Raw genomic sequence first — 20,248 nt, 5'->3', positions numbered from 1 at the left:
CTTCCTGATTTAAAGTTATCGGATTAGTTTTGATACAGGAATTAGCTCCCTTTGTCTGAAACCCCTTGGCTATCACCAAAACTCAATTACCCGCCACAATTGACATCACCGCCATCCGTACGGCTATTCCAAAAGTGACTTGTTTGAGGATGACCGATTGAGCACCATCGGCAACCGCTGAATCAATTTCCACGCCCCGATTCATGGGGCCGGGATGCATCACAATCGCATCGGGCTTTGCCAGTGCTAAACGTGCAGGGGTGAGTCCAAACTGAGCAAAAAATGCAGCGCCTTCGGGAACCTTGCCGGCTTCCATGCGCTCTTTTTGAATGCGTAGCGTCATCACCACATCGACCCCGCGCAGGCCCTCCTCCATGCTATGAAATACTTTCACGCCGAGCAAATCCAAATCATTGGGGAGCAAACTCTCAGGACCAATCGCGCGAATATCAGTGCAACCCAAAGCGGTAAGCGCATGAATATTCGATTTCGCGACGCGGCTATGCACAATGTCTCCCACAATCGCGACTTTGAGTTTGGTGAAGTCCTTCTTAAAGTGGCGCATGGTGTACATGTCGAGTAAGCCCTGCGTGGGATGCTGGTGGCTCCCATCACCCGCATTAATCACATGCACATAAGGTGGCACGTGATTGGCAATTTCAATCGGGGCGCGCGAGACACTGTGACGCACCACAAAAATATCGGCCTGCATCGCAATGAGATTGTCGATGGTATCCATGAGACTCTCGCCCTTGGCGGTTGATGAGGTCGAGATATCCAGATTAATCACATCCGCCGAGAGGCGCTTAGCCGCAATCTCAAAGGTCGTGCGGGTACGCGTGGAGTTTTCAAAAAAGAGATTAAAGACGCTCTTGCCCCGCAGGAGCGGCACTTTTTTCACTTCACGAGCAGGGTCGGTCACGCTCACAAACTGCTGCGCAGTATCCAAAATGTGGACGATCTGCTCTTTGGGCATGCCCTCGAGCGTGAGTAAATGGGTGAGCTCGCCTGCGGAATTTGTTTGCATGGTCATGCACGCTCCTCGAGAACGAAGCGAAAGAGTTCGTGGTTGCCCTTGGTTACTTTTTCTAAGGCCAGGATTTGAGTATCTGGTAATTGGATATGCTCACCGACAAAATCAGCAGCGATTGGTAATTCCCGCTGACCCCGATCAGCGAGCACCATGAGCTCAACGGCAGCGGGTCTACCAAAATCAAAGAGTTCATTGAGCGCCGCGCGCACGGTTCTTCCAGTAAAGAGCACATCATCGATGAGTACGATTTGAGCGCCCGTCACCTCAAAGGGAAGATGCGTTGCCATGGTGTCGGCCGATCGAATCGCTGCCAACCCTTTTTCTGCATAATCGTCGCGATGAAACGCCACATTAATCACGCCGTATTGTGCCAAGCTTAAATCGTTGGCGAGGCGCTTAGCAACCCAAGCGCCGCCAATGGCAAGTCCGGCGATCTGAAGGGTTGGTTCACTTTGGAGCTTCTCCCGCAGATGATTTAGTAACTTTTGATAGAGAAGCTCAGCATCCATATTTTCGAATCGGTTGATTTGGACTGACTCACCTTAAGTTTTGAGCCAATTTTGTACTGCACCTGACCCAATCCCAATGCACCTTATTGTATTGCTTCAAAACAGAGGGCAGGATGAAACCGACCTAAATCCAAGAGCCTCCTCTGTCTTCTGGGTGTCGCGTATATCCCTCAAAGAATTCAAGTGCTTACGAATACCCCCAAGAATTGATTAACTTTAACTATCCATTAAGAAAATCACTAGTTTTTTCCTATTGGATCTATACAAAAATACGATGAAACGGTCATCAAAATTTCTGATAATCACTAAGTGGACTAGTGCCGGGAGAGCCTCTCCCTTCACTGCCTCTAAATTTATAACCCATTCATTCTAAAGGAGATTTATATGGCTAAGTCGGTAAAAGGTACCAAGACTGAACAGTCGTTGAAAGAAGCATTTGCTGGTGAGTCCCAAGCCAACCGTCGTTATTTGTACTTCGCAAACCAAGCTGACATTGCTGGTGCAAACGACGTAGCAGCTGTTTTCCGCTCCACCGCCGAAGGTGAGACCGGGCACGCTCACGGTCATATGGAGTATTTGATCAATGGTGGCGCTGGCGAGCCAGGCACTGGCATGCCTGCTAAGACCGTTGCCGAGGCTCTCCAAGCAGCGATTGCTGGTGAGACCCATGAGTACACCGATATGTACCCAGGTATGGCCAAAACCGCTCGTGAAGAAGGTTTTGACGAGATTGCTGACTGGTTTGAGACTTTGGCTAAGGCTGAGCGCAGCCACGCTAACAAGTTCACCAAGACCTTAGAAGCACACTTGGCAAATTCCTAATTAGTTGTAGTTGGTAGTTTCTTAGGAAAAGAAATGGCGCTCCTTGGAGCGCCATTTTTGTTTGCCTTAACACCTAAAGGGTGTTGAAGCTTTTGAGTAATTAAGCGTTTAAGCCTTCTTTGCCCAAGCAGAACACCAACCGGCAGCAGCCACTTGCTTACCAGCAAACAGGCTGCAACCACCAGCAGCAGCACCTTTTGGTTGATACAGAGCGCAGTTATCGCAACGCTGCGTATTAGCGTGCTTTGGATACTTCTTGGTATCGACCTTAGTGGTATCGGCTTTGTAACCCAAGGCTTGTGCTTGTGGATCGGTCTCAGCAACCATTGCTTGTGCTTGAGCCAGGTTATTGAGTGACAAAGTTGCTGCACCGGCAGCAGACATGATCAAAAATTGACGACGTGTGTTTTTCATGGATTCTCCGTGTTCAAAAAAACTGCAGTTGCGATCTTAAAACACAAATCAACACTCGTTGTAGTGTTTTATAAACTACTGATTTAATTGATTTTTTAACTGAGAATGATTCTCAAATCAATAAGATGAAGCTCTACTGCTTGCCTTGCTGCTTATCCATGAGCGCTAAGAACTCTCGGCGCAAATTCGCATCCTTTAGAAATGAACCGCGCATCACACTATTGACCATCTTGGAATTGAGATCCTTCACGCCGCGCCATTGCATGCAAAAGTGATCGGCTTCCATGACAAGTGCCAATCCAGTGGGCTTCATCTTCTCTTCGAGGATGTTGGCAAGCTCCACCACGGCCTCTTCCTGAATCTGTGGTCGGCACATGATCCACTCGGTGATGCGGGCGTACTTAGATAAACCAATCAGCGCAGTTTGCTTATCAGGCAACACCCCAATCCACACGCGCCCCATGATCGGACACAGATGGTGCGAGCACGCGCTCTTCACCGCAATTGGTCCAATGATCATAAGTTCATTAAGACGCGTAATGTTCGGAAACTTGGTGAGATTAGGTTGTGGGGTATAGCGCCCTGTGAACACTTCGTTGACATACATCTTCGCGACGCGATAGGCAGTGCCGCGCGTATTGTGATCACTCTCGGTATCAATTACTAAACTCTCAAGGACTCCTTGGAGCTTACCCGCCACTTCATCAATCAAGCCGTCGATCTCACCGGGTTCAATGAACTGCGCAATATTGTCATTCGCATGAAAGCGGGCTTTCTTTGCTTGAATGCGTTTACGGATGACTTGCGAGAGTGGCACGCCCTCTTCACTTTTGCGACTTTTGCGAGTCACTGATGTAGTACTCGCTTTGGATGGGGTTTGTTTTATTGCGCGAGGCATAAAAATCTCAGCATCTTGGGTGCTGACCTAAATTTGGAAGAATAGAGCTACTGTACACGCAAATCCGATGAGCCACACGAAGGTGCGCAAGTTCGCCCAGTCCATCACATAGCACGCAATATAGGCCACGCGAGCTAAAAGATAAGCAATCGCCAACACATCGATGCGCGCTTGGGGTGCTTGCAAGATCATGGCGATTGCAATCCCAGCATAGAAAAAGGGTAAGGACTCAAAGGTATTGGCTTGCGCTGCATTCGCACGTGCACGTATTCCCGTTTGCTTGGCAAGCCACTCGCGCGGTTGATTGTTGTCATAGGGATCGCTTGCAGAGTTCTCAGTGGGACCAAACTTCGCAATACCCGCTGCAATGATGGGTAAAAAACCGGCAAGGATGACGCAGATAATAGCGATAGTCATGATTGATTGCTCTTTATTCTGTTATTTTTAATTCACTATTTTTTACTCAGGCGCGTTTCCGTGCCGTTTAAAAGATTTCGGATATTACTGCGATGGCGATAAATGAGAAGTGCACTCATCACCAAGATGGCCAAACCCATTGGCTGTATTCCAAATAAAAAGGTGAAATAAATCGGCGCAAAGACTGCGGCACACAGGGCTGCTAGCGACGAATAGCGCATAAAGACTGCCACAATGAGCCAGGTTCCTAAGGTGGCCAAGCCCAAGACCCAATTAATCGCAAATAAGATCCCTGCGGCTGTGGCCACACCCTTACCCCCTTTAAAGCGATGAAAGATCGGATAGAGGTGTCCGATAAAGACGGCAATCACCACTAGTCCTAGGAGAATATTGACGCTTGTTTGACTGGGGTCGCCTAAGACTACGCGCGCGATCGTCACCGCCAGCCACCCTTTGGCCGCATCCCCAATCAAGGTGAGTGCAGCGGCCACTTTATTGCCAGTTCGTAAGACATTAGTAGCGCCTGGATTTTTAGAACCATGGGTATAGGGGTCGGGTAAACCCATCGCACGACTCACGACCACCGCAAACGAGATCGACCCCAGCAAATACGCCACCGGGATCAACCAAAAAAACTTTATCAACTCGTCCATAAATCAATACTAGCGGATTTGATTAAGAACCACGCGGATGGTGGGTGGCGTGTAAGGATTTGAGACGCTCACGGGCCACATGGGTATAAATTTGGGTGGTGGAGATATCAGCGTGCCCTAGTAAGAGCTGCACCACACGCAAATCTGCACCATGATTTAGAAGATGTGTTGCAAAAGCATGGCGCAGGGTATGCGGTGAGAGAGCCACTTTGATACCCGCAAGACTCGCGTATCGTTTAATGATGAACCAAAACGCTTGACGGGTTAATCCAGTGCCTGTTCGGCGCCCCACAAAAACCTCTTGGCAATTTTTTCCTTCCAAAAGAATGGGTCGGGCTTCTTGAAGGTATTGACGCAACCACTGCCCTGCTTCACCACCAAAAGGGACGATACGCTCTTTGCCACCTTTACCGTTGACCACCCGCACGACCCCTTCATTGAGTCCCAACGATACAGTTTTGAGTGACACAATTTCTGAGACTCGTAAGCCGCTCGCGTACATCAGCTCGAGCATAGTGCGATCGCGCAATCCCAGGGGCTCTTCAATATTGGGGGCATTCAGTAGCGCAATGACCTGATCTTCACTCAAGATCTTGGGGAAACGCTGTGCTTGCTTAGCTGCTCGTAATTTCGCACACGGATCTTCTTTGACATAGCCAAGACGCAGTGCATGGCGATAAAAGCGCTTAAAGACCGTTAGGCGCCGATTGGCTGTGGTGGCTTTATCGCTTCGCTTTGCTGCCATGTAGGCCGTTAAATCCGCTTCGTGTACGTGATATAGATCACTGGCATTTTTTTGCTCACCTAACCAAGTGGCAAATAAAGTGAGATCTCGCCGATAGGCACTAAGCGTATTTTTTGAAAGGCCATCTTCGAGCCAACAGGCATCACAAAACTGATCGATCGCATTTTGAGATGCCAAAACCACAAATTAGTCGCGAAAATTGTTAAACGCCAGAGGGGCTTCGTTTGCTTCTTTTCGCAGCAACGCCATCGCAGTCTGCAAATCATCGCGCTTGGCACCAGTCACGCGCACCGCATCACCTTGAATACTCGCTTGCACTTTAATCTTGCTGTCTTTGATGATGCGCACGATCTTTTTAGCAAGCTCTTGCTCGATGCCTTTTAAGAGTTTCATGGTTTGCTTACGCTTATCGCCTGACATCGTTTCGGTCTTATCGTCTTTTAAAAACCGTACGTCCACATTGCGTTTAGCCATTTTGCTAAAGAGTACATCGCGCACTTGTCCTAACTTGAAGTCATCGTCGGCAAACAAAATGAGTTCGTTATCTTTTTGCTCGACGCGCGCGTCTGAACCTTTAAAGTCAAAGCGGTTCGCAATTTCTTTATTGGCTTGCTCCACGGCATTTTTGAGCTCCACGACATTGGGTTCGCACACAGTATCAAATGACGGCATTTACCTCTCCAAACGAATGTTGTAATCATGACGGTTTTGCTATTTTTAGACCAATTTCGTTCTTCCTGCAAAACCCGAATAAGATTGTGGCATGAACTTTGATTGCAAGCCACTCGCCAATTACTCCTTGGAGGATCGTAATACCTTAGGCTTTGATGTGGTGGCCGAGTGGGCGTTGCCCATTACCCAAGCTGAGCAAATCCCCGCTGCGATTCTCTGGGCCAGAAATGCGGGGCTACCCCATCGCGTTCTTGGAGGAGGTAGTAACGTTGTTTTACCCGACCAATTACAAGGAGTCACCCTCCTCATAGACATCAATTTCATCGAGGTTCTAGAGAATCGTGATTCAAATACACGATTGCGGGTAGGGGCCGGGGTGAGCTGGCATGCCTTCGTTCGTTGGACCTTGGATCAAAACTATCGCGGCCTTGAAAACCTTGCCTTGATCCCGGGCACGGTTGGCGCAGCGCCCATCCAAAATATTGGCGCCTATGGGGTTGAAGTCAAAGAGTACATCGAGGCGGTGGAGGCCTATGATTGCCAAACCAATCAGTGGGTCAGCCTATCCAAGAAAGATTGCCGCTTTGCCTATCGGCACAGTATGTTTAAAGATGAACCGAATCGCTTTGTGATCACAGCGGTAATTTTTGATCTGCCCAAGGTATGGCAACCGCGCGTGTCATATGCCGATCTCACCAACCATTTTGCTAATCGCGCAGTTGATTCAATTACTGCCTATGAAATCTTTGATGCGGTGTGTGCCATCCGCGCTCAAAAATTACCGGACCCTAAGGTGATTGGTAATGTGGGTAGTTTTTTTCAAAATCCTGTGATTTCCAACCAGCAATTGCAATTCCTTAAAGAACAATTTCCACAGATTGTGAGTTATCCAGAATCGGCTACGCATAGCAAGTTAGCAGCCGGTTGGCTCATCGATCAATGCGGCTTCAAAGGGATGCAACTGGGTAATGTGGGGGTTCACAACAAACAGGCCCTGGTTCTTACCCATCGGGGTGGCGGGAATGCAGGGGAACTGCTTGGTCTTGCGGAGCAGATTCAGAAAAGGGTGAAAGCAACCTTCGGAGTCGACCTGATTCCTGAACCAATCTTTTTTAATTAATCCGATTCTTTTTTCATGGGCTAAATATTCTTCTTTCTTTTTATTGCATTTTGCAATAAAATGGGTGATGCGCGTCATTTCCAATAAACGAATCATTGAGTTTTCAGCAAACCACCCAGAAGCCCTTAAAACCTTACAAAGTTAGAGAAGAATTATTGAATCCCAGTCATTCGACAATTACTCTCAACTAAAGTCTATTTTTGGCTCAATGGATAAAGTTGAAGATTTAATTGTTTTTGATATTTGCGGAAATCGCTATCGATTAATTACTTTTATAAGTTTTCTAAAACAAATTTGTTACATTAAGCAGATTCTTACCCATGCCATTTACGATAAGGGACGGTGGAAGAAATGAACATGCTCGAATTAGAAAATGCTTGGCAACAACTTAGCAAAACTGTTGCCCTTTCTCCCATTCATAACCGAAAAGACTATGAGCGTATGGTATTGCTCGCCGACCATCTATCGGATGCGATTGGCTGCTCAAAAAAGCATTCCCTACTAAACCTTTTTGAGATCGTATGTGAATTGATTCGCTCGTATGAAAGAGAACATTTCCCAATCGATCAAGCTAAACCTCAAGAAATTCTTAAGTTTTTGATGGATCAACACGGGCTTCGACAGTCGGATCTACCTGAAATTGGTAACCAAAGCGTTATATCCCAGATTCTATCTGGAGCGAGAAAACTAAACCTTCGTCAAGTTAAAGCGATTTCGAAGCGCTTCGGTATTTCGCCTAATGTTTTGATTGAGCAGCCCATCAAAAAATCTACGATATCGATAAGAGTGGCGAGCAAACAAAAGTTGAAGGTTTAAGGATAAATCTGCATCTTCTTAAAATCTTGAGCCGACAAATGCCATTTTTCGCCATTATTCGCCAAAAGATGAATAAGAGACTGGCTTTTGGCAGGTTCCTGATTTTGATTGAAGTCCATATTAAAGAAAGCTTTAAATTTCAACTTTCAAATTAAAGTTCTCTTTAATTTGACAGACTCCATATTGGAACAATCAAGGGTCCACCCTCCAGCCCAACAGAAAATGGATTAGTTATCTATTTTTTAAAGGCAACTTGTATCTTGCCTTCTGCAAGCCAAAGCTGATACCGCTCATCCTCTCGAATATCACTGGGTTGACGTGCAGCTTTTTGGTTTTGATCCAAAATCACTGCGTAACCCCGCTCGAGCGTGCGTTGCGGATTGAGGGTTTCAAGCTGAGTAAGCCAATGTGCCTGATTGCGTTTCAGGCTCTCTAGATACATGCGTACACCTTGAGACAAACGTTGCCGCCATTGCTCAATTTGCTCGCGCATGCGCTCCGGGTTTGGTAAAGCGTGCTTGAGTCTTAGGCTGATTTGATCGAGTGTTTGAGCTTCGCGCTCGAGGCGTTGCTCCAGACGCTGAGTGATCGTGTCTTGATAGCTCTTCAGTTCTTGTAAGAGTTGCTCTCGTTTTGGGGTGGCTAATTCAGCAGCACCGGTTGGTGTCGGGGCTCGTAGGTCCGCCACAAAATCGGCAATCGTGAAATCGGTTTCGTGCCCCACCCCGCTGATGATTGGTATATCCGAACTGGCAATAGCGTGTGCCAACTGCTCGTCATTAAACGCCCATAAATCCTCAATGCTGCCACCGCCACGCACCAGAAGAATCACCTCAGCCAAGCCATCATCATTAGCCTTTTGAATGGCGTTGACGATCCCAACAGGAGCATCCGCACCCTGAACCAACGTTGGATAAATGTAGATGGGAATGTGCGGCGCACGACGCGCTAAGGTGGTGAGCACATCTTTCAAGGCCGCGGCTTGTGTTGAAGTCACAATTGCAATTGCCTTGGGATGAGTCGGGATTGCGCGTTTACGCTCTTCGTCAAATAAACCCGCCTTCGCTAACTTATCTTTGAGTTTCAGAAACGCTTCATAAAGACCACCCAGGCCCGCTTTACGTAAAGCATGAATCGTTAACTGCACATCACCGCGGGGCACATACATGCTGACCGAGGCACTGACCTCCACTTGATCCCCAGATTGGGGCATAAATCCAACTTGCAGATTTTTTCCCCGAAACATCACACATCGAATTTGACCTTCTTCATCCTTGAGTGAGAAATACCAATGCCCGCTGTCATAGGCTTTGAAGTTCGATACCTCCCCGCTAACCATGACAAACTCAAATTGTTCGGTCAAAGACTCAGCAATGGCGCGGTTTAGATCGCCAACGCTCAGGATCGGGCTTGATTTTTCCATCATTTATTTGTCACTTTCCAGTAACTATATGGCCTTGCGGGTCGCGACATATCCACAAGCCTTGGCTGATCGAAATAGTAAGAAAGTTAGTGAATACTCGCTCTTTATCAATGTCGCTTTCATCCAACAGTAAATTTGCAAGTAATTGATTTAAATGCATATTTTTATCATTGGAATTGACCGATCTTTAGGCATAAATCAAGGACTTACACCACCCATCAAGGACTTAGGGTGGACTTTGCTCAAAGTTTTGCACAGAGTTATCCACAAGCCGGCGGGAAAGCCCGTGATTTGATAAAACCGGTTTACTGGATGGAATACAGTTATCCGCTTTTTTGGGCTTTTCTGAATTTGCATGAAAATACCGTTCATGTATTCCATCTTAATCGCTGCTGGCTGGCCGATCTGGCCACTTCTTGCTATATCCATCCTAGGCCTTGCCATTTTGCTCGAACGCAGCTGGTATTTGCGCAAAACCCACATTGTTCGCAAACAGTCGATTGAAGAGGCCTTTGCTGCCACACCGACTCTGGCCAATGATCCCAACTTCATTAATCACCTCACGAGTTCCTCCCCGATTGGCGGACTATTGGCTGGTGTCTTACGTGAACATGCCCTGGGGCACTCGGCCGAGGTTGCCATCGAAGAGCTCCAGATCCTCGCCCAAAACCTTTGGACCAAATTAGATCGCTACTTAGGGGCACTCGCCACAATCGCCACCGTTTCCCCACTGCTGGGCCTCTTTGGCACTGTGGTTGGCATGATTGAGATCTTTGGTAGCCAAGGTGGCACGATTGGTAGTGCAGTGAATGCCGCAAGCGTTGGAGCGACCAATCCGCAGCAATTAGCACACGGCATCTCAATTGCGCTCTACAACACCGCGTTTGGTCTTTTAATTGCAATCCCAGCATTGGCTGGATGGCGGATCTTACGCGCAGTGGCTGATCAACGCCAACGTGAGTGCGAGGAATGCACTCGGCAGTTATTTAAGAAGTTGTACCCACAATCTTCCTCATCTTCATGAGCTGGCTCGACACCTCGCACAAAAGCTCCTCTCGCTTTGGCATGCATTTGGGTCGCTCATCCCGCTCGTTTTCCTATGCCGAACCTGAAATCAATCTAATCGCATTTATTGACGTCCTCTTGGTCATTCTGATCTTTTTGATGATTTCCACCACGTTTACGAAGTTTCAAGAAATTGCAATTACCTTGCCAACAGCCTCTGGTGTCGAGACAGTCGATTCAGCGCGTGAGATTAATATTGCGGTGAGTAGTGATGGCCGCTTTGCTCTCAATGGCAAGGTCATGAATCGCGCTCAATTAGGTAGCGCTCTCAAGCAAATGAATACCGCTCCTGAGCGAAACCTACGCATTAGTATCGATGCCGATGCTCGCGCACCACATCAAGCCGTGATGACGGTATTGGAATTGGCGCGTGATGCGGGCCTACCGAACATCGCCTTTAGTAGTCAAGCGAAAAAATAATGCTCTTTAAAACTGCGCCGCGCTTTTGGGAAAAATCTTCATTTTCTCAATCGCCTATTCGCGCACTTGTCGATCGCTTAATCAGTCTTGTTTTACTGCCATTGGCGTGGCTCTATGGCCTCGTAGTTTGGATCAAACAGTTGATCGTGGACTCTGGGCTATTGCACACCCTGGGGATCTATCGCGCTGCACCAGTTCCCATCATCATCGTGGGCAATATTCGAGTGGGGGGCACGGGAAAAACGCCACTCGTGATTGCGCTTGCCAATGAACTGGTCGAACGTGGCTTTAAGCCTGGCGTGATTAGCCGTGGCTATCAACCCAACACTCGTTCATCACTCACGCAACCCACACGTGTTGATCGTCACAGCAAACCCAATCAAGTTGGTGATGAACCCGTATTAATGGCGCAACGTATTCATGACTGCGTGCCGATATGGGTCTATCGCAAACGCAAAGCCTGCATTGATGCTCTTTTACAGTCCGATCCCCAGGTCAATGTGATCATTAGTGACGATGGTTTACAGCATGCGGCCTTAGTACGTTGGCCTGCACGCGAAGGTGGGCGTGATTTGGAGTTGGTCGTTGAGGACGAACGTGGGGATGGTAATGGCAGACTCTTGCCCGCTGGGCCATTACGCGAGAGTGCTAAGCGTGAGCGCGATGCAACCATCACTATTAGCGAATCCCCTCCCCCAAACGACCCGTTTCCCAGCTCTCGCGAACTACACTTGAGTCCAACGATGGATAGTGCGTATCCACTGCATCGGCCCAATGAGCCTATTAGCTTTGCCCACATGCTCAGTCGCTTAGTTGGACTCAAAGTTGGCGCACTCGCCGCCATTGGTAATCCAAAGAAGTTTTTTGATGCACTGACCAAACTAGGGGTGCATATTGATCAAACTCTAGCCCTGCCCGATCATGCACCGGTTCACCACAATGATCTCAAATCACTTGCTGTAGATCTCATCCTAATCACCGAAAAAGATGCGGTTAAATGCGCTGGAATTGAGGATTCTCGCATCTGGGTTGTTCCGATGCGCTTAGAAATCCCACCCGTGTTTTGTGATTGGGTGCAAGAGGTGATTACGCGGCCCAATCCCTATCGCAAATAGGTAGTCCTATTGGGCTATGATGGGTACATGGCAATAATTGAGGTGCTGAGATGATGAACAAAAATTTACTCGATATTGTGGTGTGTCCCATTTGTAAGAGCTCGCTCCATTTGGATGAAGAGAAACACGAACTGATTTGTAAAGTGGATAAGCTCGCCTATCCCATTCGGGATGACATTCCGGTCATGCTAGTTGATGAAGCGCGCAGTCTCAGTTCTGAAGAAGCTGCTGCTCTCTCTAAATAATTACTTGCGATGACCGTATTTACCGTTGTAATCCCGGCACGTTTAGCATCGACACGGCTTGAGCGCAAAGCGCTTGCGGATCTGGGTGGTAAGCCGATGGTAGTACGCGTAGCCGAACGTGCTCAACAATCGAAAGCAAAACAAATTTTGGTTGCCACCGATGCCGTTGAGATTGAAGCTGCCTGCCATGCGGCGGGATTCAATGTCCTCATGACTCGCGCGGATCATCCAAGCGGTACTGATCGGATTGCGGAGGTTGCCTCTCGCTTAGGCCTGGATGACGAGGCACTGATTGTGAACGTACAAGGGGATGAGCCTTTAATTCCGGTGGAACTCATCAATCAAGTCGCTGATACATTAGCAGCAAATCCGCAATGCGTCATGAGTACAGCAGCCGTGGCCATTCAAAATGTTGAAGAAATTACCAATCCCAATGCGGTGAAAGTAGTCCTCAATCAACAACGCGAGGCCTTGTACTTCTCGCGAGCAGCTGTGCCCTACGATCGCACTCAATCGTCACCTACTTACTATCGCCATATCGGTATCTATGCCTACCGCGTGGGTTTTCTAAAAAAGTATGCCCAACTTGCAACCTCGCCATTAGAGGTCGCAGAGTCTTTAGAGCAGTTGCGTGCGCTCTGGCACGGCTACCGTATCGCAGTACACCTCGTCTCCGAATTGCCACCAGCCGGTGTAGACACCCTCGAAGATCTTGCGCGGGTGCGTGCCTTCTTTTAAGGGATTTCGCTAAGAAGCAGGTCCCAATAAATCTGCCCTAAGTCGGTGCAATCAATTAGACTATAGGGAATGAAAAAATAAGACAGGGGATGACATGCGCTTAATTTTGCTAGGTGCTCCAGGTGCGGGCAAGGGAACGCAAGCTCAATTTATTTGTGAGAAATTTGGTATTCCGCAGATCTCCACTGGCGATATGTTGCGCGCTGCAGTCAAAGCGGGTACCCCCCTCGGAATCGCTGCCAAGAAAATTATGGATGCGGGTGGCCTGGTTTCTGACGACATCATTATTGGCCTTGTCAAAGATCGCTTAATCCAACCCGATTGCCACAAAGGCTATCTCTTTGATGGCTTCCCACGGACCATTCCACAAGCCCAAGCCATGAAAGATGCGGCAGTGCCGATTGACTATGTACTTGAGATCGATGTGCCCTTTGATGCCATTATTGAGCGCATGAGTGGTCGCCGCGTGCACCCCGCTTCTGGTCGCTCGTATCACATCAAATTTAATCCTCCAAAAGTGAACGGTAAAGATGATGTGACGGGTGAGCCGCTCATTCAGCGTGATGATGATCAAGAAGCAACCGTACGTAAGCGTCTGCAGGTCTACACCGATCAAACGCGCCCTCTCGTAGACTACTACTCAAAGTGGGCGAACGAGCCAGCAAGCTCTGGGGTTAAGGCGCCTGCCTATCGCAAGGTATCAGGCACAGGTTCGGTGGACGATATCACCAAAGCAATCTTTGCAGCGTTGCAGTAAGTTTTTTACTTCAGCTCTTTGAGAGCGCTCTCAAACGACTCGAGATCGGCAAAGCTACGATAGACCGATGCAAAGCGGATGTAGGCGACTTTATCTAAGCGCTTAAGTTCACGCATGACCAGTTCACCAACCCGCTCGCTAGGGATTTCTTTTTCGCCGGAGGCCATCAGTTTTTCTTCGATGCGTCCGATTGCATCATCGACTGCATCAGATGAAACCGGGCGTTTGCGCAATGCCAAACGAATTGAACTTACTAACTTCTCATGGCTGTACTCCACACGACTGCCATTTTTTTTCACAATGGCCGGCAGACTTAATTCAGCCCGCTCGTAAGTGGTGAAGCGCTTATCGCACGATGCACAGCGCCTGCGGCGTCTGACCGAATCCCCCTCGTCCGATACCCGGGTATCCATCACCTGGGTATCGTCACTATGGCAAAACGGGCAACGCATGGGGCTTAATTTCCGTAGACGGGGAAACGTTTAGTAAGCGCATTCACTTGCTCGCGCACCTTTGCCAAATGATTGGCATCATTCGGATGATCGAGCACATCCGCAATCAGTTGCCCCACTTGCTTGGCTTCGGCCTCTTTAAAGCCACGCGTGGTCATGGCGGGTGAGCCTAAGCGAATCCCACTCGTCACCATCGGTTTCTCAGGATCGTTGGGAATCGCATTTTTGTTCACGGTAATGTGAGCAGCGCCTAATGCGGCCTCGGCTTCCTTACCGGTAATTTTCTTCGCACGTAGATCGACGAGCATCACGTGCGACTCCGTTCTACCAGAGACAATGCGCAGGCCCCGCTCAATCAACGAATTTGCTAAGGCTTGCGCATTGGCAATTACCTGTTTTTGATAGTCTTTAAAGCTAGGCTCGAGAGCCTCTTTGAATGCCACCGCCTTCGCGGCGATTACATGCATTAAGGGGCCGCCTTGCATGCCTGGAAATACCGCAGAGTTAATGGCTTTCTCATGCTCAGCTTTCATGAGAATGATGCCACCGCGTGGACCACGTAGACTCTTGTGCGTCGTTGAGGTCACCACGTCGGCATAAGGCACTGGATTGGGGTACACACCTGCAGCGATCAATCCTGCGTAGTGCGCCATATCGACCATAAAAATAGCGCCGATCTCTTTGGCTACTTTTGCAAAGCGCTCAAAATCAATCTGCAAAGAATAAGCGGACGCACCAGCAATGATGAGTTTTGGTTTTTTCTCACGCGCTAAGCGCTCCATTTGCTCGTAATCAATCGCTTCGTTTTGATCGAGTCCATAGGAGATCGCGTTAAACCATTTACCGCTCATATTAAGGGCCATACCATGCGATAAATGTCCGCCCTCAGCAAGGCTCATGCCCATAAAGGTATCGCCAGGCTTCAGAAAGGCCAAGAAAACCGCTTGATTAGCCGATGCTCCGCAATGGGGTTGCACATTGGCGGCGTCGGCTCCAAACAATTTCTTGACTCGATCGATCGCCAATTGCTCAGCCACATCGACAAACTCACAGCCACCGTAATAGCGCTTGCCGGGATAACCCTCGGCATATTTGTTGGTTAATTGCGAGCCCTGAGCGGCCATCACTGCGGGTGAGGTATAGTTTTCAGAGGCGATGAGCTCAATATGCTCCTCTTGACGACGGTTCTCGTTTTGGATGCTAGTCCATAACTCAGGGTCAATGTGCGCTAAAGTGTGCTGACGATCAAACATAGTGGCTTCCTAATTAATCACAAATCAATACCAAAATACGACAATTAAATTGCGGCAATCCAGTGAGGATTGGCTAAAATTACCCTCCATAATACAAAGTCCTTATGAACCCTACTGAAGACCTTTCTATTCTGACCCTGGTTCTCAACGCCAGCATCTTGGTTCAAGCGGTGATGGTATTGCTCTTGAGCCTCTCTGTGGCCTCGTGGACCATCATTTTTCGAAAGGGCTCAAACTTACGCGCAGCGCGGCGTGAAACGGAGCGCTTTGAGCGTGATTTTTGGGCGGGTGGCGACTTACAAACCTTATTTGAGGCTGCCCAGCGCAAAATGAGTAGCGCTGGTACCCAAGTCAATGCAGCAGTTTTAGAGCGCATCTTCGCTGCCGGGATGCAGGAGTTTTTAAAGGCCAAAGAAATCGATGCGGCACGGCGCGCGATGAAAGCCGCCTATCAACGCGAGATGGATCGCCTTGAAGCCAATTTGCCCTTTCTAGCATCCGTTGGCTCAGTATCTCCTTACATTGGACTCCTCGGAACAGTCTGGGGGATCATGCACGCCTTTCGCGGTTTGGCCAATGTGCAACAAGCGACTCTTGCGTCTGTGGCCCCAGGCATTGCAGAAGCGCTGGTAGCTACTGCGATCGGATTATTTGCAGCCATCCCTGCGGTCGTGGCTTATAACCGTTACTCCACCGATATTGATCGCCTCTCGATTCATTTTGAATCCTTTATCGAAGAGTTCACGAATATTTTGCAACGTCAAGGCGCTCGCCTCTAATCATCATGGCTAGCCGCTCATCCTTTCGCTCCTCTCGTCGGAAAGCGATTGCGGACATTAATGTGGTCCCCTACATCGATGTGATGTTGGTGCTCTTAGTCATCTTTATGGTGACCGCCCCACTCGTTAACCCCGGAGTGGTCAATCTTCCAACGGTGGGAGGCGCCAAGGTTCAAGCCCTACCCCCAGTCTTTATTACGATTGGCGCTGATGAGGCCATTACGATTCGCAAAGAGGGTGAAAGCGCACAAACCATTTCTAAATTGGAGCTCGGCGCCTTTGCGCGCTCCCAAGCCGAGAAATCTGCCGAGCAACCGGTTGTTCTAGCGGCCGATAAATCCATCAAATACGAAGTGGTGATGGATGTGATGTCTCGCTTAAAAGAAAATGGTGTTAAACGCGTGGGATTGGCGGTTCGTAGTCAGTAATGATGAGTCAGCATGAGTAGCGCAACCCTTAATGCCTCGTGGCAGTTTCATGCGGATCGCGAACCAGGAACCACCAAAGCGTTTGTGCTCTCATTAGGAGCCCATCTTTTTCTGATTGCTTTACTGACTTTGGGGATTCATTGGAAAACGAGTTCCAGCCCTGCTGGTGTTGAGGTGGAGCTCTGGGATGCAAGCGTTCCACCCCCAAGTGTTACACCCGCCCCCATAATGGATGTAAAGCCCGAAGCGGCTGAGATCGTTATTAAGAAAACCAAACCACCGCCTGAGACACCCAAAGAGGCAGTAAGAAAACCCGAGCCCAAGCCTGAGAAAAAAGCAGAATCCAAGCCACCCGAGAAAAAGGCTGACCCTAAAGAAGATGCGGCTGCTAAAAAAGCTGCCGCTGCTGCGGAGAAAGCACGCCTGGATCAATTGGCCCGTTTAAAAGCAGCTGCAGGTGCTGAAGGCGGTAGTGGCGGCAAAGTGGGTGATGGCGTCGGTGCGAGCGGTAATGCCCCACCCGGCTACGCCGATCGGGTACGCAAGAAAATTAAACCCCTCATCGTCTTTAATACTGAGTCCACCAGCGGTAATCCAACGGTGGTGGTATTGGTTGATCTCGCTCCCGATGGCATGATTTTGAAACGGACCGTGACCTCGCCCAGCACCGATCCAGCCTGGGATCGTGCGGTCCTAATTGCGATTGATCGTGCCGAGAGCCTACCGCGTGACGAAAACGGCAAAATCCCGATGCGTCAAATCAAATTAACCTTTAAACCAAAAGATTAATTCAGGGTTCATAACAAGCGTCTAGAATATTGATCATGATATTCCAGCGCTTATGCACCATTCCCCTACTGGCACTTGGCATCATCATGGGGCTTTTCATCAACCCCGCGCATGCTCAAATGAATATTGAGATCAAGGGTGTTGGCCAAACCCTCTATCCGATTGCGGTTTCCCGATTTAAAGATGAGGACAAATTACCGGTCAAGATTTCTGATGTGATTCGCCAAAATCTCACACGTAGTGGTTACTTCCGAAATGTCGAGCTTGGCAATGGAGTCGAAGACGATCAAGTTGTTCCTAACTTCAAAACGTGGGCGGCGCGCGGCGCTGATGCCTTGGCAGTTGGGTCGGTCACCCAAAAATCCCCAGGGCAGTATGAGGTTCGTTACCGCTTATACGACATTCGTAAGGGCGAGAGTCTTAATGGATTAATTGTTTCAGCCAGTGAAGATAACTTGCGCCTGGCAGCCCACAAAATTTCAGATGACATCATCTTCAAACTCTTGGGTGAGCGCGGCGTATTCTCCACCCGTCTGTCATATGTCATGAAAGAGGGTAAGCGCTATCGCTTAGTCATCTCGGACGCCGATGGTCAGAATATGCGCAACGCGCTCAATAGTAGTGAGCCCATCATTTCTGTAGCGTGGTCGCCCGATGGTCAAAAGATCGCTTATGTATCCTTTGAAGATCGCAAGCCCATCGTTTATGTGCATGAGCTGGCGACAGGCCGTCGCATTGTTCTCTCCAATGAGCGCGGCAACAACAGCGCCCCATCCTGGGCTCCCGACGGCAAAAGCCTAGCAATCTCACTCTCCAAAGATGGCAATACGCAAATCTATCGAGTCAATGCCGATGGCAGTAATCTAAGGCGCCTCACACAAGGCAATACGATTGATACCGAGCCACAGTTTTCTCCCGACGGTAAATTTATTTATTTCACGAGCGATCGTGGCGGCAATCCACAAATTTATCGGATGAGTGCCGATGGAGAGCGCGGCGAACCAGCTAGACGAATCACCTTTAAGCAACCCTATGCAACCTCAGCGCGTATCTCACCCGATGGTAAGTACTTGGCTTACATCGGCGGTGCAGGCGGCGGATTCAAGCTCTTTTTAATGAATCTCCTCACGGGCGATAGCACACCCATGACCGATACCAGCTTTGATGAGTCCCCAAGTTTTGCGGCCAACGGTCGCTACATTCTGTACTCAACCCAAGTCGGGGGTAAAAAAGTATTAGCGGCGGTTTCGGTTGATGGCTATGTCAAACAAATATTAAGTGTTCCAGGATCCGATGTACGTCAACCATCCTGGGGACCATTTATGGATCGCTAATCCGTTTTAGTGATGCATGATCCGAGGCATAATAGTGGTCAATATGTAATTCATCGGTTTACGAAGACCATCAATTTATTCGAGGGAGAGCGCATGAAAACCACATCACCCCAGCGTCGCTTAGTACTAACCAGCATTTTGGGAGGCATTGGCCTACTCAGTGCGTGCTCGTCGGGCGTTAAATTAGATGATGTTAGTACCATGAAAACCCAAGAGGCCAAAAGTAGCAATATTGCTTCTCAGCCATGGAATGACCCTAAGAGCCCGCTCTTTCAGCGCAGCATCTATTTTGACTTTGATGAATACACCATCAAACCCCAATATCAAAATATGCTACAAGCCGGAGCTGCTTTCTTAAAACAAAACCCCCAACAAAAGATCATGATTCAGGGCAATACCGATGATCGTGGTACCGCCGAATATAACCTCGCTCTTGGTCAACGACGCTCAGATGCCGTTCGTAAAGCACTCGCAGCGCTGGGCGTACCCGATAGCCAAATGGAGGCCGTAAGTCTTGGTAAAGAAAAACCCAAAGCAGAGGGTAACACCGAAGCTGCATGGGCTGAGAACCGTCGCGCTGACATCATTTACATCACCAAATAAGAGCAAATCGCTTGACCGCTATCTCCAGATTTACTCGCACCGCTCTTACGATTGCATTGGGGGCATTACTTTCAAGTAATGCGTGGGCGATTTTCTCTGATGACGAGGCTCGCAAAGCAATCCTAGAGATGCGCAAATCGGTTCAAGCCTCACAAGGCGCGATTCTGGATTTACAAAATCAAATCGAGAAACTGCGTACAGAAAACGCCCAACTACGCGGCCAAATCGAGACCTTGCAAAAGCAAACGGAAGATCTCACCAAGAATCAAAAAACCTACTATCAAGATTTAGATAATCGCCTGACTCGATTTGAACCTCAAACCGTCGAGGTGGAAGGTGTGACTGGTGTGGTTCAACCTGGTGAGCGGTCTGCATATGAAGAGGCGCTCAATGCGTTTCAGAACAATCAGCTCAAAAAAGCCGATACCGATCTCAATGCGTTTATCCGGAAATACCCATCTAGCCCTTATTTACCCCTTGCACTCTTCTGGTCCGGTAATACCAAGTACGCACTGAAGGATTACAACGGCTCCATCAATCAATTACAAACTTTGATTACCCGCTTCCCAGGCCATCAACGGGTTCCCCCAGCAATGCTCACGCTTGGCAATGCCAATCTTGAGTCGGGGAAGAAAGCGGTGGCCAAAAAGGTCCTAAGCGATCTAATTGCCAAATACCCAGACTCTGAGGCTGCCAAAGAAGCAAAGTCGATTGTTGCCAATATCAAGTAAGTAAATCCTGGATTTCT

27 protein-coding genes are annotated in these 20,248 nt (G+C 48.7%); 16 read left to right on the top strand and 11 right to left on the bottom strand.

Features of this window, described 5'->3' with window-relative positions; all coding sequences use genetic code 11:
- Positions 1-82: 82 nt before the first annotated feature.
- The gene (locus tag QUE66_RS01450; RefSeq protein ID WP_286223967.1) at positions 83-1,033 is read right to left on the bottom strand and encodes an aspartate carbamoyltransferase catalytic subunit; all 951 of its coding nucleotides are present in this window, start codon (positions 1,031-1,033) and stop codon (positions 83-85) included.
- Positions 1,030-1,542 carry a bifunctional pyr operon transcriptional regulator/uracil phosphoribosyltransferase PyrR gene (gene pyrR, locus QUE66_RS01445; protein WP_286223966.1) on the bottom strand — a complete coding sequence of 171 codons (513 nt, stop codon included), beginning with the start codon at positions 1,540-1,542 and terminating at the stop codon, positions 1,030-1,032. Before pyrR ends, QUE66_RS01450 begins: the two co-directional genes overlap by 4 nt.
- A 384-nt stretch (positions 1,543-1,926) precedes the next feature.
- Between pyrR and QUE66_RS01440 the strand changes: the two genes are divergently transcribed.
- A complete protein-coding gene (locus tag QUE66_RS01440; RefSeq protein WP_108507821.1) occupies positions 1,927-2,364 on the top strand; it encodes a rubrerythrin family protein in 438 nt (145 codons plus the stop codon).
- A gap of 108 nt (positions 2,365-2,472) precedes the next feature.
- Here QUE66_RS01440 and QUE66_RS01435 read toward each other — a convergent pair whose 3' ends face one another.
- The 6 genes from QUE66_RS01435 to QUE66_RS01410 all read right to left on the bottom strand — a co-directional run bounded on the left by QUE66_RS01435 (position 2,473) and on the right by QUE66_RS01410 (position 6,163).
- Complete coding sequence (locus QUE66_RS01435) at positions 2,473-2,778, bottom strand: high-potential iron-sulfur protein (RefSeq protein WP_286223965.1); 306 nt, start codon at positions 2,776-2,778, stop codon at positions 2,473-2,475.
- 133 nt (positions 2,779-2,911) lie between these two features.
- The gene (gene folE / locus QUE66_RS01430; RefSeq protein ID WP_286223963.1) at positions 2,912-3,676 is read right to left on the bottom strand and encodes a GTP cyclohydrolase I; all 765 of its coding nucleotides are present in this window, start codon (positions 3,674-3,676) and stop codon (positions 2,912-2,914) included.
- A 27-nt stretch (positions 3,677-3,703) separates the two neighbouring features.
- Complete coding sequence (locus tag QUE66_RS01425; RefSeq protein WP_286223961.1) at positions 3,704-4,093, bottom strand: MAPEG family protein; 390 nt, start codon at positions 4,091-4,093, stop codon at positions 3,704-3,706.
- A gap of 35 nt (positions 4,094-4,128) precedes the next feature.
- Positions 4,129-4,746 (bottom strand): glycerol-3-phosphate 1-O-acyltransferase PlsY, encoded by a 618-nt coding sequence (gene plsY / locus QUE66_RS01420; RefSeq protein WP_286223960.1) that lies wholly within the window; start codon positions 4,744-4,746, stop codon positions 4,129-4,131.
- A gap of 22 nt (positions 4,747-4,768) precedes the next feature.
- A complete protein-coding gene (gene xerD / locus QUE66_RS01415) occupies positions 4,769-5,674 on the bottom strand; it encodes a site-specific tyrosine recombinase XerD (RefSeq protein ID WP_286223959.1) in 906 nt (301 codons plus the stop codon).
- A 3-nt stretch (positions 5,675-5,677) separates the two neighbouring features.
- On the bottom strand, positions 5,678-6,163 hold the full coding sequence (locus QUE66_RS01410) for a YajQ family cyclic di-GMP-binding protein (protein ID WP_286223958.1): 486 nt from the start codon (positions 6,161-6,163) through the stop codon (positions 5,678-5,680).
- Positions 6,164-6,254: 91 nt separating this feature from the next.
- On the opposite strand from QUE66_RS01410, the gene murB reads away from it, so the two are divergent.
- From murB to QUE66_RS01400, 3 genes are all read left to right on the top strand, one after another.
- The gene (gene murB / locus QUE66_RS01405; protein ID WP_286223957.1) at positions 6,255-7,283 is read left to right on the top strand and encodes a UDP-N-acetylmuramate dehydrogenase; all 1,029 of its coding nucleotides are present in this window, start codon (positions 6,255-6,257) and stop codon (positions 7,281-7,283) included.
- A gap of 151 nt (positions 7,284-7,434) precedes the next feature.
- Positions 7,435-7,638 (top strand): type II toxin-antitoxin system HigB family toxin, encoded by a 204-nt coding sequence (locus tag QUE66_RS09270; RefSeq protein WP_353506824.1) that lies wholly within the window; start codon positions 7,435-7,437, stop codon positions 7,636-7,638.
- On the top strand, positions 7,635-8,099 hold the full coding sequence (locus QUE66_RS01400) for a helix-turn-helix domain-containing protein (RefSeq protein ID WP_286226943.1): 465 nt from the start codon (positions 7,635-7,637) through the stop codon (positions 8,097-8,099). The genes QUE66_RS09270 and QUE66_RS01400 overlap by 4 nt, the downstream gene beginning before the upstream one ends.
- Before the next feature lie 235 nt (positions 8,100-8,334).
- Here QUE66_RS01400 and xseA read toward each other — a convergent pair whose 3' ends face one another.
- Positions 8,335-9,525, bottom strand: a complete 1,191-nt coding sequence (gene xseA, locus QUE66_RS01395; protein WP_458574878.1) for an exodeoxyribonuclease VII large subunit — start codon at positions 9,523-9,525, stop codon at positions 8,335-8,337.
- 352 nt (positions 9,526-9,877) lie between these two features.
- Here xseA and QUE66_RS01390 point away from each other — a divergent pair, with 352 nt between their 5' ends.
- The 6 genes from QUE66_RS01390 to adk all read left to right on the top strand — a co-directional run bounded on the left by QUE66_RS01390 (position 9,878) and on the right by adk (position 13,862).
- Positions 9,878-10,546: a MotA/TolQ/ExbB proton channel family protein gene (locus tag QUE66_RS01390; protein WP_286223954.1), complete on the top strand. Its 669-nt coding sequence runs from the start codon at positions 9,878-9,880 to the stop codon at positions 10,544-10,546.
- Positions 10,543-11,007: an ExbD/TolR family protein gene (locus QUE66_RS01385; RefSeq protein ID WP_286223953.1), complete on the top strand. Its 465-nt coding sequence runs from the start codon at positions 10,543-10,545 to the stop codon at positions 11,005-11,007. The genes QUE66_RS01390 and QUE66_RS01385 overlap by 4 nt, the downstream gene beginning before the upstream one ends.
- Complete coding sequence (gene lpxK / locus QUE66_RS01380; RefSeq protein ID WP_286223952.1) at positions 11,007-12,122, top strand: tetraacyldisaccharide 4'-kinase; 1,116 nt, start codon at positions 11,007-11,009, stop codon at positions 12,120-12,122. Before QUE66_RS01385 ends, lpxK begins: the two co-directional genes overlap by 1 nt.
- A gap of 53 nt (positions 12,123-12,175) precedes the next feature.
- Positions 12,176-12,367, top strand: a complete 192-nt coding sequence (locus QUE66_RS01375) for a Trm112 family protein (protein ID WP_286224699.1) — start codon at positions 12,176-12,178, stop codon at positions 12,365-12,367.
- 9 nt (positions 12,368-12,376) lie between these two features.
- Positions 12,377-13,105: a 3-deoxy-manno-octulosonate cytidylyltransferase gene (gene kdsB / locus QUE66_RS01370; RefSeq protein ID WP_286223951.1), complete on the top strand. Its 729-nt coding sequence runs from the start codon at positions 12,377-12,379 to the stop codon at positions 13,103-13,105.
- 94 nt (positions 13,106-13,199) lie between these two features.
- A complete protein-coding gene (adk, locus tag QUE66_RS01365) occupies positions 13,200-13,862 on the top strand; it encodes an adenylate kinase (RefSeq protein WP_286223950.1) in 663 nt (220 codons plus the stop codon).
- Positions 13,863-13,867: 5 nt separating this feature from the next.
- Here the strand turns inward: adk and nrdR are convergent, their stop codons facing one another.
- Positions 13,868-14,314, bottom strand: coding sequence for a transcriptional regulator NrdR (nrdR, locus tag QUE66_RS01360; protein ID WP_108507803.1), 447 nt, complete (start codon positions 14,312-14,314; stop codon positions 13,868-13,870).
- A gap of 5 nt (positions 14,315-14,319) precedes the next feature.
- On the bottom strand, positions 14,320-15,567 hold the full coding sequence (glyA, locus tag QUE66_RS01355; protein ID WP_286223949.1) for a serine hydroxymethyltransferase: 1,248 nt from the start codon (positions 15,565-15,567) through the stop codon (positions 14,320-14,322).
- Positions 15,568-15,671: 104 nt separating this feature from the next.
- On the opposite strand from glyA, the gene tolQ reads away from it, so the two are divergent.
- From tolQ to ybgF, 6 genes are all read left to right on the top strand, one after another.
- A complete protein-coding gene (gene tolQ / locus QUE66_RS01350; protein WP_286223948.1) occupies positions 15,672-16,346 on the top strand; it encodes a protein TolQ in 675 nt (224 codons plus the stop codon).
- 5 nt (positions 16,347-16,351) lie between these two features.
- Positions 16,352-16,774: a protein TolR gene (gene tolR / locus QUE66_RS01345; protein WP_286223947.1), complete on the top strand. Its 423-nt coding sequence runs from the start codon at positions 16,352-16,354 to the stop codon at positions 16,772-16,774.
- Between the two features lie 12 nt (positions 16,775-16,786).
- Positions 16,787-17,563 carry a cell envelope integrity protein TolA gene (tolA, locus tag QUE66_RS01340; RefSeq protein ID WP_286223946.1) on the top strand — a complete coding sequence of 259 codons (777 nt, stop codon included), beginning with the start codon at positions 16,787-16,789 and terminating at the stop codon, positions 17,561-17,563.
- Between the two features lie 35 nt (positions 17,564-17,598).
- Complete coding sequence (gene tolB / locus QUE66_RS01335) at positions 17,599-18,897, top strand: Tol-Pal system beta propeller repeat protein TolB (protein WP_458574688.1); 1,299 nt, start codon at positions 17,599-17,601, stop codon at positions 18,895-18,897.
- A 93-nt stretch (positions 18,898-18,990) separates the two neighbouring features.
- On the top strand, positions 18,991-19,500 hold the full coding sequence (pal, locus tag QUE66_RS01330) for a peptidoglycan-associated lipoprotein Pal (RefSeq protein WP_286223945.1): 510 nt from the start codon (positions 18,991-18,993) through the stop codon (positions 19,498-19,500).
- Between the two features lie 11 nt (positions 19,501-19,511).
- Entirely contained in the window at positions 19,512-20,231 is a 720-nt protein-coding gene (gene ybgF / locus QUE66_RS01325) for a tol-pal system protein YbgF (protein ID WP_286223943.1), read from the top strand.
- Positions 20,232-20,248 lie beyond the last annotated feature (17 nt).

Source organism: Polynucleobacter sp. HIN6, assembly GCF_030297575.1.
Taxonomy (GTDB): Bacteria; Pseudomonadota; Gammaproteobacteria; order Burkholderiales; family Burkholderiaceae; genus Polynucleobacter.
The sequence above is the reverse complement of the archived record's forward strand: the minus strand, read 5'-3'. Positions and strand labels throughout refer to the sequence as shown.

Coding starts and splice junctions, on each gene's coding strand:
- QUE66_RS01390 (WP_286223954.1), top strand. CDS start 9,878: ATGAAAATACCGTTCATGTATTCCATCTTAATCGCTGCTGGCTGGCCG.
- QUE66_RS01410 (WP_286223958.1), bottom strand. CDS start 6,163: ATGCCGTCATTTGATACTGTGTGCGAACCCAATGTCGTGGAGCTCAAA.
- QUE66_RS01435 (WP_286223965.1), bottom strand. CDS start 2,778: ATGAAAAACACACGTCGTCAATTTTTGATCATGTCTGCTGCCGGTGCA.
- tolQ (WP_286223948.1), top strand. CDS start 15,672: ATGAACCCTACTGAAGACCTTTCTATTCTGACCCTGGTTCTCAACGCC.
- QUE66_RS01425 (WP_286223961.1), bottom strand. CDS start 4,093: ATGACTATCGCTATTATCTGCGTCATCCTTGCCGGTTTTTTACCCATC.
- pyrR (WP_286223966.1), bottom strand. CDS start 1,542: ATGGATGCTGAGCTTCTCTATCAAAAGTTACTAAATCATCTGCGGGAG.
- QUE66_RS01400 (WP_286226943.1), top strand. CDS start 7,635: ATGAACATGCTCGAATTAGAAAATGCTTGGCAACAACTTAGCAAAACT.
- pal (WP_286223945.1), top strand. CDS start 18,991: ATGAAAACCACATCACCCCAGCGTCGCTTAGTACTAACCAGCATTTTG.
- QUE66_RS01440 (WP_108507821.1), top strand. CDS start 1,927: ATGGCTAAGTCGGTAAAAGGTACCAAGACTGAACAGTCGTTGAAAGAA.
- tolB (WP_458574688.1), top strand. CDS start 17,599: ATGATATTCCAGCGCTTATGCACCATTCCCCTACTGGCACTTGGCATC.
- tolA (WP_286223946.1), top strand. CDS start 16,787: ATGAGTAGCGCAACCCTTAATGCCTCGTGGCAGTTTCATGCGGATCGC.
- QUE66_RS01385 (WP_286223953.1), top strand. CDS start 10,543: ATGAGCTGGCTCGACACCTCGCACAAAAGCTCCTCTCGCTTTGGCATG.
- xseA (WP_458574878.1), bottom strand. CDS start 9,525: ATGATGGAAAAATCAAGCCCGATCCTGAGCGTTGGCGATCTAAACCGC.
- plsY (WP_286223960.1), bottom strand. CDS start 4,746: ATGGACGAGTTGATAAAGTTTTTTTGGTTGATCCCGGTGGCGTATTTG.
- folE (WP_286223963.1), bottom strand. CDS start 3,676: ATGCCTCGCGCAATAAAACAAACCCCATCCAAAGCGAGTACTACATCA.
- murB (WP_286223957.1), top strand. CDS start 6,255: ATGAACTTTGATTGCAAGCCACTCGCCAATTACTCCTTGGAGGATCGT.
- nrdR (WP_108507803.1), bottom strand. CDS start 14,314: ATGCGTTGCCCGTTTTGCCATAGTGACGATACCCAGGTGATGGATACC.
- QUE66_RS01375 (WP_286224699.1), top strand. CDS start 12,176: ATGAACAAAAATTTACTCGATATTGTGGTGTGTCCCATTTGTAAGAGC.
- lpxK (WP_286223952.1), top strand. CDS start 11,007: ATGCTCTTTAAAACTGCGCCGCGCTTTTGGGAAAAATCTTCATTTTCT.
- QUE66_RS01450 (WP_286223967.1), bottom strand. CDS start 1,033: ATGACCATGCAAACAAATTCCGCAGGCGAGCTCACCCATTTACTCACG.
- tolR (WP_286223947.1), top strand. CDS start 16,352: ATGGCTAGCCGCTCATCCTTTCGCTCCTCTCGTCGGAAAGCGATTGCG.
- kdsB (WP_286223951.1), top strand. CDS start 12,377: ATGACCGTATTTACCGTTGTAATCCCGGCACGTTTAGCATCGACACGG.
- glyA (WP_286223949.1), bottom strand. CDS start 15,567: ATGTTTGATCGTCAGCACACTTTAGCGCACATTGACCCTGAGTTATGG.
- adk (WP_286223950.1), top strand. CDS start 13,200: ATGCGCTTAATTTTGCTAGGTGCTCCAGGTGCGGGCAAGGGAACGCAA.